General features: G+C 68.1%; 12 protein-coding genes and 2 pseudogenes. 12 read left to right on the top strand and 2 right to left on the bottom strand.

Annotated elements, in window-relative coordinates; translation table 11 throughout:
* Nucleotides 1-594 precede the first annotated feature (594 nt).
* From ACFYOH_RS43450 to ACFYOH_RS43470, 5 genes and pseudogenes are all read left to right on the top strand, one after another.
* Nucleotides 595-759, top strand: coding sequence for a hypothetical protein (locus tag ACFYOH_RS43450; protein WP_388637554.1), 165 nt, complete (start codon nt 595-597; stop codon nt 757-759).
* Nucleotides 760-991: 232 nt separating this feature from the next.
* Complete coding sequence (locus ACFYOH_RS43455) at nt 992-1,549, top strand: hypothetical protein (RefSeq protein WP_388637556.1); 558 nt, start codon at nt 992-994, stop codon at nt 1,547-1,549.
* Between the two features lie 56 nt (nt 1,550-1,605).
* Nucleotides 1,606-2,070 carry a hypothetical protein gene (locus ACFYOH_RS43460; RefSeq protein ID WP_388637559.1) on the top strand — a complete coding sequence of 155 codons (465 nt, stop codon included), beginning with the start codon at nt 1,606-1,608 and terminating at the stop codon, nt 2,068-2,070.
* 635 nt (nt 2,071-2,705) lie between these two features.
* A pseudogene (locus ACFYOH_RS43465) lies at nt 2,706-3,008 on the top strand (tyrosine-type recombinase/integrase); the annotation flags it as partial.
* 154 nt (nt 3,009-3,162) lie between these two features.
* A complete protein-coding gene (locus tag ACFYOH_RS43470; RefSeq protein ID WP_365723798.1) occupies nt 3,163-3,372 on the top strand; it encodes a hypothetical protein in 210 nt (69 codons plus the stop codon).
* 198 nt (nt 3,373-3,570) lie between these two features.
* Here the strand turns inward: ACFYOH_RS43470 and ACFYOH_RS43475 are convergent, their stop codons facing one another.
* Nucleotides 3,571-4,032, bottom strand: coding sequence for a transposase (locus tag ACFYOH_RS43475; RefSeq protein WP_388637562.1), 462 nt, complete (start codon nt 4,030-4,032; stop codon nt 3,571-3,573).
* Between ACFYOH_RS43475 and ACFYOH_RS43480 the strand changes: the two are divergent.
* Nucleotides 3,946-4,125: pseudogene (locus tag ACFYOH_RS43480) on the top strand (IS3 family transposase); the annotation flags it as partial. The gene ACFYOH_RS43475 and the pseudogene ACFYOH_RS43480 overlap by 87 nt on opposite strands.
* 33 nt (nt 4,126-4,158) lie before the next feature.
* Here ACFYOH_RS43480 and ACFYOH_RS43485 read toward each other — a convergent pair.
* Nucleotides 4,159-4,566, bottom strand: a complete 408-nt coding sequence (locus ACFYOH_RS43485; RefSeq protein WP_388637564.1) for a hypothetical protein — start codon at nt 4,564-4,566, stop codon at nt 4,159-4,161.
* A gap of 411 nt (nt 4,567-4,977) precedes the next feature.
* Here ACFYOH_RS43485 and ACFYOH_RS43490 point away from each other — a divergent pair, with 411 nt between their 5' ends.
* From ACFYOH_RS43490 to ACFYOH_RS43515, 6 genes are all read left to right on the top strand, one after another.
* A complete protein-coding gene (locus tag ACFYOH_RS43490) occupies nt 4,978-6,024 on the top strand; it encodes a LacI family DNA-binding transcriptional regulator (RefSeq protein ID WP_388637567.1) in 1,047 nt (348 codons plus the stop codon).
* Between the two features lie 132 nt (nt 6,025-6,156).
* Entirely contained in the window at nt 6,157-7,404 is a 1,248-nt protein-coding gene (locus tag ACFYOH_RS43495) for an extracellular solute-binding protein (protein ID WP_388637570.1), read from the top strand.
* Nucleotides 7,405-7,423: 19 nt separating this feature from the next.
* Complete coding sequence (locus ACFYOH_RS43500) at nt 7,424-8,407, top strand: carbohydrate ABC transporter permease (RefSeq protein WP_388637573.1); 984 nt, start codon at nt 7,424-7,426, stop codon at nt 8,405-8,407.
* Nucleotides 8,404-9,243 carry a carbohydrate ABC transporter permease gene (locus tag ACFYOH_RS43505; protein ID WP_388637576.1) on the top strand — a complete coding sequence of 280 codons (840 nt, stop codon included), beginning with the start codon at nt 8,404-8,406 and terminating at the stop codon, nt 9,241-9,243. The genes ACFYOH_RS43500 and ACFYOH_RS43505 overlap by 4 nt, the downstream gene beginning before the upstream one ends.
* Before the next feature lie 53 nt (nt 9,244-9,296).
* Nucleotides 9,297-11,033 (top strand): amylo-alpha-1,6-glucosidase, encoded by a 1,737-nt coding sequence (locus ACFYOH_RS43510; RefSeq protein ID WP_388637579.1) that lies wholly within the window; start codon nt 9,297-9,299, stop codon nt 11,031-11,033.
* Nucleotides 11,034-11,103: 70 nt separating this feature from the next.
* Nucleotides 11,104-12,957 (top strand): RICIN domain-containing protein, encoded by a 1,854-nt coding sequence (locus ACFYOH_RS43515; RefSeq protein ID WP_388637582.1) that lies wholly within the window; start codon nt 11,104-11,106, stop codon nt 12,955-12,957.
* Nucleotides 12,958-13,402 lie beyond the last annotated feature (445 nt).

Consider the following 13,402-nt stretch of genomic DNA (forward strand, 5'->3'; position numbering starts at 1 on the left):
GTGGGGGCCACTTTTGTCACGAGTCACGACTACGACGAGGCGACCGACGTCAACCCTGCCAGCCGGTCCCGGACCAGCCAGATGAAGACTCACAGGTTGTCAACTGTGCTTCGGTGATGGGCGCCTGCGCCGGTGCCCAGACCACCGTCGCTGAGCAGGGGGAGGGCTGTCGGCGGTTGTCGTCATCTGTCGTCGTCGGCCGCCCTCGGACGGCCCACAGACGGCCCAGCGCTCACAGTCGCCTGATGCAGGCTTTGCGGTCAGCGGCAACCAAAATCGGTGCAGCGCGGTCTCATGGATATGAGCCCTCGTTTCACGGTGCCGGGTGCGACACGCTTCAGCATGGTCCGCCTGCTTGGGGTCAGCACGGTCATGATCGGTGCGCTTGCTGGGTGCACGACCCAGCCGACAGTATGCGCGGCCTCGGCGATATATGCGTTCCCCTCCGTCCAACTAAACGTCTCGGCCTGGACGCGATCGCACCCACAGGCGACAGTGCGAGCCTGCGCCGACACTCACTGCGTGTCGTACCCAGCCGGGGAAGTCGGAGCACACTTGCACGTCCCGACTTCACCCGGCACCGACCCACACCGCATGGTCACAGTGACCCTCACCGCGGACCAGGCCGGACAGCAGGTGCTCCGGACCAATACCTTGGTGCGGTTCGTGCACCACACCACGCACGATCCGTGTGGATCACGCGACTGGTGGACAGCGTCGGTCACCCTCACCGCGACGGGAAAGCTCCAGCCCGTCTGATTGCCGGCGCCTAGAGCCCCAGTTTGGAAGATCGCGTATGTGGATGGGGGCTGACGTGGCGAGGAGCTGATCTGTGCCTTCCTGGCTCGATCACCGCGGCTCTCCGCTGTTCCCCGTCCCTTGCCCCTGCATCGGGCACGCGGGGGGCACGTACGCCCCCGTTTCGGCCGCAACGCTAAGGGCACACGAGACTAAGTGGTGCATAAAGGGCAAATCAAGGGGGCTCGACCACATGTCAACAGGGACACTTCTAGCGATCATCATCCCCGTCGTAGTGGTAATTGCTCTCGTCGCGACGGCGACCACCTTGCTCATGCGCCGCCGCCACCTGCGCGAACGCTTCGGCCCGGAGTACGAACGAACAGTTGAGGGCGCTGACAGCAGGCTGGCCGCCGAGCGCGAGCTCAGTGCACGGGAAAGGCGCCATGACTCCCTCGACATCAAGCCGCTGCCCAGCAGCGTACGGGAACGGTACGTCCGAGACTGGACCAGCGTGCAGGACGAGTTCGTGGACCGGCCCGACGATGCCGTGCATGACGCCGACCGCCTGGTCACTTCTTTGATGCACGAGCGCGGCTACCCGACCGGGGAATTCGAGCAGCGGATGAAGGATCTTTCAGTCGAGCACGGCCGCACGCTGGAGCACTATAGGGCCGCCCACGAGATCGACAGACTCAGCACCCAGCACAAGGCCACGACCGAGCAACTGCGCGGCGCCATGGTGCACTACCGCGAACTCTTCGAAGAGCTGCTTTCCGACGGTGGTCAATCTCGCCATGCCCGGGCCTGAGCCCGCTCACCACCTCGATGCCGACAGATCCCGAAGGACGAAGGGACGGAGAAGACATGGAACGCGAACACGTACCGGACCCCACCGAGAGGGGACTGTCTACCGAGGACCTGGCCCAGCCCCGCGCCGGCACCGGGGGCGAACTGCGGGCGCAGTCCGAGGTGCCTGTCTACCCCGGCGAGGGCGCAGCCCCGTCTCAGGAGACTGCCGAAGGGCAGGGTCGCGAGTCTGCCGCCGCACCGGGTGACGAGACTCTTCACCTCCTCGCGCCGGAGGAAGAGGAGCATCTCCGCGAACGGTGGCAGGAGATTCAAAACGAATTCGTCGACGACCCCCAAGACGCCGTACACACGGCCGACTCCCTGGTCGCCGACGTCATGCAGCAGCTCGCCGAGACGTTCGCCGAGCAGAAGCACGAGTTGGAAGGCCAGTGGAACCGGGGCGAGCAGGCGAACACCGAAGATCTGCGCAGGGCCCTGCAACACTACCGCTCGTTCTTCAACCGCCTGCTCACCGCATGACAGGACGCAAGCCCACGGCGACCGGGCGATAACCCGCGAGGATGAAGAACAGAGCCGACGGTGCGCTGCGCCCGGTGCAGGCTTTGAGCCGTTGAGTTCCGCGGCGGCCCTATGGCTCGTGACTGGTGATCGTTGCTTGCACGGTCTCGTCCTGACGAAGCTCGCTGAGGGGACGCCTCGACTCATCTGCCATGACCCGAATCATCCCTCCTCAGCCAACCACTCTCCCCAGATCCCATCCCGTCCGCCGTCGACCACACACCGTGGAGCGGGCGTGGTTCCTGGCGTCCAGGTGGAGCGCGCCACTGTACGAACGACCTGGACGCCAGGGGCCGCGTCTGCTCGGCTTTGCCTGGGTCGATGGTGGACGGGATGGGAGCCCCCCAACATCCGCCACAACGGACCCGCGGTCGGCGACGGCGCCCCTCCATCCCGGTGCCGGCCGATCCCCCGCCGGAGGCACTGTTCTGACCGTGGCCGTGATGTGCGGTGATCGACTCATGGTCAGCGGCCCTATCCACACGTGGGCGAGCGTCGGCGCAGCGCGGGCGGAGCGGGCCGGAGGCAGGAGCGGCGCCCGCAGCGGAGCCGGGAAGCGCGCCCGGCGGAGCGGAGCGCAGCCGGGGCTTGACGGCAAGGAGTGGAAGCCTGCTCTTGCGGCTGCGGGCCTCATCCCGGAAGCGGACGATGACGGCAAGTACGAGTCGGCGCGTGAGCACGGCATGCACGCCCTCCGGCACTTCTACGCCTCCGCGCTGCTGGACGCGGGCGAGAACATCAAGGCCGTCAGCGAGTACATGGGACATGCCGACCCGGCGCTGACGCTGCGGGTATACGCCCACCTGATGCCCGACAGCCGCGAGCGTGCCCGGCGTGCCATCGACACCGTGTTTCAATGTGCCTCGCAGGAAGATCACGGCGCAGAGACGGCCCAGTGAGACCCTGACGGCCCCTGATCTGCCCTTCTGTGCAGGTCAGGGGCCTTTTCCATGCTCTGGTCACCCGAATGGCGCAATATGACGTGCCACCCGCATGGGTGAAGATCAAACTGACTAGTGCCCCAACCGAGGTAATCCGTGAAAGGGGAACCAGATGCGCATTGGACGAATCCTCGCCGCCGTCATCGCTACGGCAGCCCTCGCCGGACTCGGCCTCACAGGCGCCGCCACAGCCACCGCCGCCACCGCACAGGGTGCCCCGTCCTACGTCACCCCTTCTCAGTGCAAGCAGGGCGGCGGAACGCCCGATCTGGTGGACAACATCTGCAAGGGCGGTACGCACAACGGGGAGAAGATCGACTGAACCCCACAAGGCGCCCTGCAGCCACGCGCCGCGGGGCGCTCCCGCGCGAGCGTGCCCGGCGTGCCATCGACACCGTGTTTCAGCGTGCCTCTGAGGGAGATCACGGCCCACAGACGGCCCAGTGAGCTTCGGACGGCCCTTGGTCTGCCAATCTGTGCAGGTCAAGGGCCTTTTTCATGTGCTGAACCTCAGAAGTTGTCAACTCGACGCGGAGGCTGTCCGTGGGGCCGGCCGTAGCGGGTGGTAGACCTCGCGGATGACGGAGCGCTTGAGGCATCTGATGATCTCGCGTTTCGTCTTGCCCTCGGCGGTGCGGCGGGTGACGTAGTCGATCGTGGGCTGGTGGAACCGCATTCGGACGATGACGGTTCTGTAGATTGCGGCATTCAGCCGACGGTGGCCACCGTGGTTGATGCGGTGTCTGCCGCCAGTCATGCTGGAGCCGGTGGGCACGGGAGCGACGCCCGCGAGCTTGGCGAGGGCGGCCTCAGACTTGATCCGCTCGGGGTTGTCGCCAGTCACGACGAGGATCTCCGCGGCCGTGTCCACGCCGATACCGAAGGGCTCGAGCAGTTGCAGATCGAACTGTTGAACCGCAAACGGTGGAAGACCCGGGTCGAGCTGGCGAACGCGATCTTCGAGTACATCGAGGTCTTCCACAACCGACAGCGGCGCCACTCAGCACCCGGCTACCGCACCCCGATCGAGTACGAACTACTCTTCGAGCAAGACACCATCCCCGCCGCCAGTTAGCCACCGCCGCTGGAACCCAAACCGTGGGGCAGGTCAAGATGTCACCCGATCGTGCAGCAGACCCGGCCGGGTAGCTGCGACGCAGCGCGTAGAGCTGCCACGCCAGGGCCGGCCCCCGAGCACTTCCCTCGGCAGCCGCACATAGGCGCCGTTCGAGCCGGGAGCCCCGCGGGGGAGGGCGAGTGCCCTGCCGCCGTCCGTACCCTCGACCGACTGGGCGGTCGAGCCGTTGACCAGGCTCGCCGTGAGTCCGTTGCCCGAGCTGTCCGTGATCTTTCCCGAGGCGAAGTCGTCCTGGTCGAAGGTGTAGCGGGCGGTGGGCCTGGGCGCGTCCGCCGCCTGGGCGGGAGCGGCCGGCGTGGTCAGCAGGCCCACGCCGAGGGCCACGGCCATCGCGGCCGGAGCTGTGCGCCGTCGGTTGGATCTGTCGGCGGATGGCATGGATGGCGTCCTCGATCCGTTGGGTAGCCGGTGCGTGTCGAACCGGTTCTGTAGGCGCGTCGCAGAGGCGCGGCGGCCCGTCGAGGTGGTCGGGCACAAGCCCACTGCCCCGGGTTGTGGAGCAAGGGGACCGGCGGGCGTCGGTAAGGATCTGCTGATCGAACCGGTTCGGTGAAGCTAGCACTGGGAAGTCCGGGCCTCAATCCCTGCGGCGAAAGGCTTTCCCGCCATCGACGTGATGGGAAGAAGTGGTGTCAAAGGTGTTGACAGGCCTGCGGGCAGTTCCTACGGTCACCTCGACGCGAACCGGTTCGACAGCCCGGCTCGCCTCGCCTCCCTGATCCACGACCTGAGCACCGATCGGCACGGGGGAACGGCCAGTTGCCGAATCGGTTCGAGCAAGGAGCCGCCGTGAACATCGGTGAGATCGCCCGGCTGGCCGGTGTCTCACGGAGTACCGTGTCGTACGCGCTGAGCGGCAAGCGGCCGGTCTCGGAGGAGACGCGCCGGAAGATCCAGCAGGTCGTCGACGAGCTGGGCTACCGGCCCAGTGCTAGTGCCCGCGCTCTGGCGAACGGGCGGACCAGCACGATCGGCCTGGTGTTCCCGCCGGCCGGCACCCACTACACCGGGATGCAGCTGGACTTCATCGGCAGCGTGGTGGAGGCAGCGGCGGCCTACGACTACGACGTTCTGCTGTCCCCGAGCGGCGCGGACAGTGACCCTTCCTTCCAGCGATTGCTGGGCGAGCGGCGGGTCGACGGCGCGATCCTGATGGAGATCAGGCTGGCGGACGACCGGGTCGATCACCTGGCCGCCCTGGACTTCCCCTCCGTCGCCATCGGTCGTACCGCCGATCCGGAACGCGGCTGGTGGGTCGGCCTGGACCACACAGCGCTGGCGGCGGCGTGCGTGCACCACCTGGCGGACCTCGGCCACCGTAGGGTCGCGTTCGTCAACCGGCCCGAGCAGTTGCTGCGGGCCGGGTACGAGTCCGCGCACCGGGGCCTGGAGGGCTTCACCAAGGCCGCGGCCGAGCGTGGGCTGACGGTGCGGACCTACTGCTGCGGGGACGACGCCGCCTCCGGCCAGGCATGTCTGGAGCGGATCCTGCACGACGACCCGGCCACCACCGGCCTGGTCACGCTGAACGAGGCCGCGCTCGGCGGTCTCTACAGGGGGCTCGCCCAGGCGGGCCGCCATGTGCCGTGCGACGTCTCCGTCACCGGAGTCGTGGCCGGCCGGTGGGCGGAGACGGTGACCCCGCAGCTCACCGCGGCCGACGTACCGGCGGAGGAGATGGGCCGGCGCGCCGTCGAACTGCTTGTGGAGCGGCTCGGCCATCCCGGCGCTCCGCCCCGGCATCATCTCCTGGCGCCGCCGATCTCTCTGCGGGCGAGTACAGGGCCCGCGCAAGCCACGCATACCACGGGCGACGGTCCCGTCACGACCCTCTGACCCCACCTCACACACCGCTCCCCATCACCCGGCGCCCGAACTGCTCAGCGGTGCCGTTCTCCGTGCCCGTCTCTCCTCACCACCCCGCGCCCTCAGTACTGGCATGTCCAGAACAGAACAAGGGAACCCTCGATGAACCGCTTCTCAAGACACCGTCGTCTGACCGCCGCAGCCCTGACCGTCCTGACCGTGGCTGCCGGTGCCACCGCCTGCTCCGCCGGCTCGGGCAGCAGCGACACCAAGAGCGCAGGCAGCGGCACCTACACCATCTGGGACCCCTACCCGCAGTTCGACAGGAGCTCGGCCTGGGCACACCTGTTGGACGTCTGCGGCCAGGGTGCCGGCGTGAAGATCAAACGGACGGCGTTCGATACGAGCGACCTGGCGAACAAGGCGCTGCTCGCGGCGCAGCAGGGTAACTCCCCGGACGTGATGATCGTCGACAATCCCGTGGTGTCGACCCTGTCGGAGGCCGGGGCGCTCACCACGACCGACGACATCAAACTGGACACCTCGAAGGTGGATCCCAACCTGCTCGCGGCCGGCCAGTCCGGCGGCAAGACCTACGGCACGCCGATCGGCGCAAACACCCTCGCTCTCTACTACAACAAGAAGGTCCTCAAGGCCGCCGGCGTCGACGTCTCCTCGGTCAAGGACTGGAAGTCGCTGACGGCGGCGCTCGCGAAGGTCAAGCAGGCGGGCAAGAAGGGCATCACCTACTCGGCGATCGGCACGGAGGAGGGCAGCTTCCAATTCCTGCCCTGGTTCTGGGGCTCGGGCGCGAAGCTGACCCAGCTCGACTCGCCCGAGGGCGTCGCGGCGCTGTCGCTGTGGACAGACTGGCTGAAGCAGGGTTACGCCCCCAACTCGGTCATCAACAACACCCAGACCACCAGCTGGCAGGAGTTCGCCGGCGGCGACTACGCCTTCGCCGAGAACGGCACCTGGCAGCTCGCGAACGCCCAGAAGAGCGGCCTCGACTACGGCGTGCTGCCCATTCCCGGCGCAAACGGAGGCAATGCCTCGGCGCCGACCGGCGGCGAGTTCGTGACCGTCCCGGTGCAGAAGGAGACCGGCCGCTACGCCACCTCCCAGAAGCTGGTGTCCTGTCTGACAAGCGACCAGAATCTGAACTTCACCGACAAGACACTGTCGTACGTGGCCCCCACAGGTGCCGTCCAGGACAAGCAGGTGGCGGCGAACGCCGAGCTGAAGCCGTGGGTGGACGCGGTCAAGGCGGCCAAGGGCCGCACCAGTGACGGCCTGGGCACCAAGTACCCCAAGATCTCCGAGCAGATGTGGAAGGCCGTCCAGTCCGCCCTCAGCGGGTCCAAGTCACCCAAGGACGCGCTGTCCGCGGCCCAGTCGGCCGTCAAGTAGCCCGATCACAAGGGTCGTTATGAACCACACGACACAGATGCCGGCCCACCGGTCCGTGCGCGTCCGGAACGGGGCGGTCACCGCCGCCCCGGCCCCGGCTCACCGGGGGAAGCGCCGCCGGCCCACCTCCACGCAGTGGGCCGCCTGGGCCTTCCTCGCCCCGGTGATCCTTTACCTCGCCCTCTTCTACGCCTATCCGCTGTACCGCAACGTCGACCTGAGCCTGCGCAACTACACCGTCCGCTCCTTCGTCCAGGGCGACGCGCCGTTCACGGGCATGGCGAACTACCGCACCGTCTTCGCCGACCCGACCTTCGCCCCGGCCCTGCTTCACACCGCGGTGTTCACCGCCGTGTGCCTGGTCTTCCAGTACGCCATCGGGCTGGCCCTCGCGGTCTTCTTCAACCAGAACTTCCGGCTGTCCGCCACCTTGCGGGCCCTGTTCCTGGTGCCCTGGCTGCTGCCGCTGATCGTGTCGGCGTCCACCTGGTCGTGGATGCTCAACAGCGACTCCGGCGTCGTCAACGCCGCCCTGCACGTCATCGGCGTCGGGCCGGTGAACTGGCTGACCTCACCCTCCTGGTCGCTGGCCTCGGTGATCATCGCGAACGTCTGGATCGGCATCCCGTTCAACCTGGTCGTGCTCTACAGCGGCCTGCAGTCCATCCCTGCCGGACTCTACGAGGCCGCGGAGCTCGACGGGGCGGGTGCGTGGCGCCGCTTCTGGAGCATCACCTTCCCGCTGCTGCGCCCGGTGTCCGCGATCACCCTGCTGCTGGGGCTGGTGTACACGCTCAAGGTCTTCGACATCATCTGGATCATGACCAAGGGCGGCCCGGCGGACTCGTCCACCACCTTCGCCACCTGGTCCTACCAGCTCGGATTCGGCAACCTGCTGCCCGCCTTCGGCCCCGGAGCCGCAGTCGGCAACCTGCTCGTCGTCGCCGCCCTGGTCTTCGGCCTGGTGTACCTGAGAGTCCAGCGAAAGCAGGCACTGTCATGACGAGTCCACCATGGGTCCCGAACCGTCGCCGCGCGTGGGTGAAGACGACTGCGGGTGTCCTTCTGACCGCGGTCATGCTGTTCCCGGTCTACTGGATGATCAACGTGTCCTTCACCCGCGACCAGGACATGCGCAAGAGCCCGCCGGCCCTGCTACCGGTGCACGGCACCCTGGCCGGCTACCGCACCGTCCTCGGCGAACAATTGCCCTACCTCGGCACCAGCCTCGTCATCGGGCTGGGCACCGTCGCGCTCACCGTCGTCCTGGCCGCCCCCGCCGGGTACGCACTGGCCAAGCTGCGCCCGCGCGGCGCCGACATCCTCAGCTTCGTCCTGCTGGCCGCCCAGATGATCCCCGGCATCATCATGGCGATGGGCTTCTACGCCATCTACCTCCAGCTCGGCCTGCTCCAGTCCGTCCCCGGCCTGATCGTCGCCGACTCCACCCTGGCCGTCCCCTTCGCGGTCCTGATCTTCACGGCGTTCATGTCCGGCATCCCCGGCGAACTGCTCCAGGCCGTCACGATGGACGGTGCCGGATCCTGGCGCACCTTCCGGTCGATCGTGCTGCCGATGAGCCGCAACGCCGTCGTCACGGTGTCGCTGTTCGCGTTCCTGTGGTCCTGGTCCGACTTCGTCTTCGCCAGCACCCTGGTCAACGGTGGCGCCCACGAGCCGATCACCCTCGGCATCTACCACTACATCGGCAACAACAACCAGGAGTGGAACGCCATCATGGCCACCGCCGTCGTGGCCTCGTTGCCGGCCGCGGTGATCCTCGTCCTCGCCCAGCGTTACGTCGCCGCCGGCGTGTCCGCCGGAGCTGTCAAGGACTGATCACCACACGACCACCGTCGGTCACCCCCTGCTGAAGAAACGAGTCACGCCACATGACCGCCGCCCGATCCGGCCCGGCCTTCTCGGTCCACGACATCCCGTTCAGCACGTACGGCTCCTGGTTCGGCATCTCTCCCGTGCTCGCGGAGAAGACCCGGGCCGAGGACCTCCACCTCGTCTCGCACCAGAACGGCATGCACGCGATCCTGCGCTTCACGCCCCTCGACACGACGACGGGCGAGCGCGCGGAAACCCGCGTCGAGGCGACGCCGGGGCTGCTCAGCTGGACCGGCGGGCAAGGGCGCGTAGCCCTCGCCTACGCCTCACCGGACACCGTCCGCCTGCGCGGCGAAGGACTCGGCCTGCGCATCGACGCGGCGGCGGACGCCCTGACCGCCTTCACGGGCACGTACTTCTACCGCGATCCGGTGGACGGGGCCTACGTGTTCACCTCGTACGAGACCGGTCGCCGTTACCGGGTCACCGTGCTGTCGGGTTCCGTCGCCGAGGTGTCCGGCAGTCAGGCCCTCGGCGCCGGTGAACGAGGCGTCACCGTCACCGCGGGCCCTGGCGGAGTCTGGGAAGCGGCCATCGAGGAACTGGACGGCGCACGCCGCCCCTACACGACCTCCGAGACCTTCGACGCCGTCGTGGCGACCGCGGAGCATGCCTTCGCCGCGTTCGTCGACGCGGTGGCCCCCTGGCTCTCGTCCGCCACGCCGGCGGCCGAACTCGCCGCCTACGTCGTGTGGTCGGCGACGGTCCGCCCGGCGGGCCTGGTCACCCGGCCCGCGGTGCTCATGTCCAAACACTGGATGGACAAGGTCTGGAGCTGGGACCACTGCTTCAACGCCCTCGCCCTGGCGCCCGGAGCCCCCGCCCTGGCACGGGACCAGTTCTCCCTGCCCTTCGACCACCAGGACGAGACCGGCGCCCTTCCCGATTCGGTGACCCACTCCGAGGTCCTGTACAACTTCGTCAAACCGCCCATCCACGGCTGGACCCTGTCCCACCTGCGCAGACGGCTTCCCGAGCCCCTCATGCGGACCGAACTGGCCGAGATCTACGGCAGGCTGGCACGGTGGACGGAGTTCTGGCTGACCGCCCGCCGCGCGCCTGGCGCCGCCCTGCCCCACTACCAGCACGGCAACGACAGCGGCTGGGACAACGCCACGACCTTCGACGCCGAGCGCGTGGTCGCCACCGCCGACCTGGCCGCCTTCCTCGTACTCCAGCTTCGCGAACTCGCCCGACTGGCCACTGAACTGGACCTGCCCGACGAGGCTCGGCGCTGGACTCGTACCGCCGAGGCGACCCAGGCCGCGATGCTCGACGAGCTGTGGACGGGAGAGCGGTTCGTGGCCCGCGGCGTCGACAGCCTGGCGACCTGGGACAGCTCCAGCCTGCTGGACCTGATGCCGATGGCCCTGGGCGAGTACCTGCCTGAGAACATCGGCAAAACCCTGGCCGCCCGGATCGAGACCCACCTGACCCCGTACGGACTGGCCACCGAACACCCCGCCTCACCCCACTACCTCTCCGACGGCTACTGGCGCGGCCCGATCTGGGCCCCCGCCACCATCCTCATCGAGGACGGACTGCGCCGCGCCGGCCACCACCGCCTGGCCGACGAGATCAGCGCCCGCTTCCGCGCCCTGTGCGAAACCCACGGCTTCGCCGAGAACTTCGATGCCCTCACCGGAACGGGCCTGCGCGATCGCGCCTACACCTGGACCGCGAGCAGCTACCTCCTCCTCGCCGAAGCTCACATCCACCGGAACGGCCGCTGACCGGCTGTCTTCCCACAGCCCCGGGACGTCCGGTCCCGGTACCCCGCCCCGCTCACGCAGGAGCCGCACCATGACATCGCCCTGGACACTTCCCGGACCCGCTATCCGCACCGGACGCCGAGCGACCTCGACCGCAGCCGTCCTCCTGGCCGCGCTGGCCACGACTTTGGTGCCCGCCGGCCCGTCGCAGGCCGCGGACACCAGCGTCTCCGTCGACTTCGCCACGGCCGGAGGGGCCCCCACCTACCGCGCCTCCGGCATGATCTACGGGATGACCCCCGACGGCTCGCTGCCCCAAAACCACTTCTTCGAAGACATCAAGTGGCACTTCATGCGGGCCGGCGGAGCACAGCTCAACCACGGCGGCTACGCCACCAGCCTCGCCGACTACCAGACTCGCTGGCACGCCACCCTCGCTCAGTACAAGCGCACCGTCGCCCTCGGCGGCACGTTCGTCCTGCTCCCGCACGACCTGTGGGGCGCCGACAGCACCACCACCCAGGGCTGGCCCGGTGACAACGGCAACTGGACTCAGTTCGACAACTTCGTCACCCAGTTGATCAGTGACGTCAAGGCCAACAACATGACGGTCGAGTGGGACCTGTGGAACGAACCCGACAACCCGCCCTTCTGGGGCGCCTCGCAGAGCCAGTACCTGCAGATGTGGTCGCGGTTCTACGCCAGGGTCCGGGCGGCGTTCCCAGGCCAGCTGATCGTGGGCCCCAGCATCGCGCACCAGCCCACTTCCTCCAACTCCTGGTGGACCACCTACCTGAACTACGTCAAGGCCAACAACGTCGCCCCTGACATCTACAGTTGGCACTCCGAGCCGGCCGACCCGGTCTCCGGCGCTTCGAGTGCCAACTCCACCCTCGCCGCCGCGGGCTTGACCAACACTCGCCCGTACCAGATCAACGAGTACGGCGCGCTGTCCCAGCAGAACCCCGCCGGCGGCGGCTGGTACATCGGCCGCCTGGAGCGGGCCGGCGTCGACGGCCTGCGCGGCAACTGGGCCTCCGGCACCGCCCTGCACGACGACTTGGCCAACCTGCTCACCAAGAACAGCCTGGGACAGTACCTGCCGCTGGGTGAGTGGTTCATGTACCGCTACTACGGCTCACAGTCCGGCAACATTGTCAAACTCACCCCGGGCACCAACACCGACGGGCTCGCGACGAAGGACAACGCAGCGGGCAACGCCAAGGTCCTGCTCGGCAGCAACGGCAACACCGGCAACGTCACCGTCAACCTCACCGGCCTGAACACCACCTCGGTAGTGGAGAACGGCAAGGTCCGCGCCGTCGTCCAGCGGATCCCCTACAACAGCGGCGCCGCCGTCACCGGCCCGACGACCATCTCGGACAGCACCCTGACAGTCTCCGACAACGCCGCCTCGGTCAGCATCCCGTGGAGCAACGCCAAGGACGGGTACACCGTCACCCTGCTCCCGCCATCCAACGCGACGATCTCCACCGCCGCGGTCAGCGAGAACAGCGGCCAGTGCCTGGACGACACCAACCTCAGCACCGCCGACGGCACGCAGTACCAGCAGTACTACTGCGAGGGCGGCTACCAGCAGATGCTCGACTTCAAGCCGGTCGCCGGACGCACCAACACGTACACGGTGGTCAACGAGCTCAGCGGCAAGTGCCTGGACGTCAAGGGTGCCTCCACCGCCGACGGCGCCTCCGTCATCCAGTACACCTGCAACGGTGCCACCAACCAGATGTTCACCCTCAAGCCCGTCACCGCCCTCGGCATCAGCCAGGACTACCAACTGGTCGCCGTGCACAGCGGCAAGTGCGCCGACGTCAGCAACGGCTCCAGCGCGGCCCGTACGTCCATCGTCCAGATGACGTGCGACAGCGCGAGCGTCCTCGGCACCAAGACCGACCAGGTCTGGCGCCTGCAGGGCAAGGTCTGACACATCCCACCCCACAGTCCCCGCCGGGCTCCTCAGGCACAGGAGCGGGGGGCCGCCCCATGCCACCAGGGCACGCCTCTGGGGGCCGGTGCGACCCGACGCGCCGGGCGCATCGGCTGCCACCTCCACCTGGACCGCGAGCGGCCATCCGCCGCTCGCCAAGGCGCACGTTCGGCGCGGCGCCACCCCGGCCTCGCCGGGAGCGCCAGCCGTCGCCTCAACACCACCACCCATCCCCCGTTATGTTTTCCGCGGTCCTGCAAGAGGGCCGCTGGCCTCCGGGCCCGGCATGGCTGGTCCCCCCTGTCGAACGGATGACCTGGGGGGTGGTGTCACCGGTCCCGAGGGGTGCCGTTGGAGACGCTGATGAGTGCCTCTGTGTGTCAAGTGGCCTCGGTGAGAGCCGCGTGACGGTCGCGTTTGAGGCTGCGATAGACCACGTTCG

The organism is Streptomyces sp. NPDC007856 (assembly GCF_042868225.1).
GTDB lineage: Bacteria > Actinomycetota > Actinomycetes > Streptomycetales > Streptomycetaceae > Streptomyces.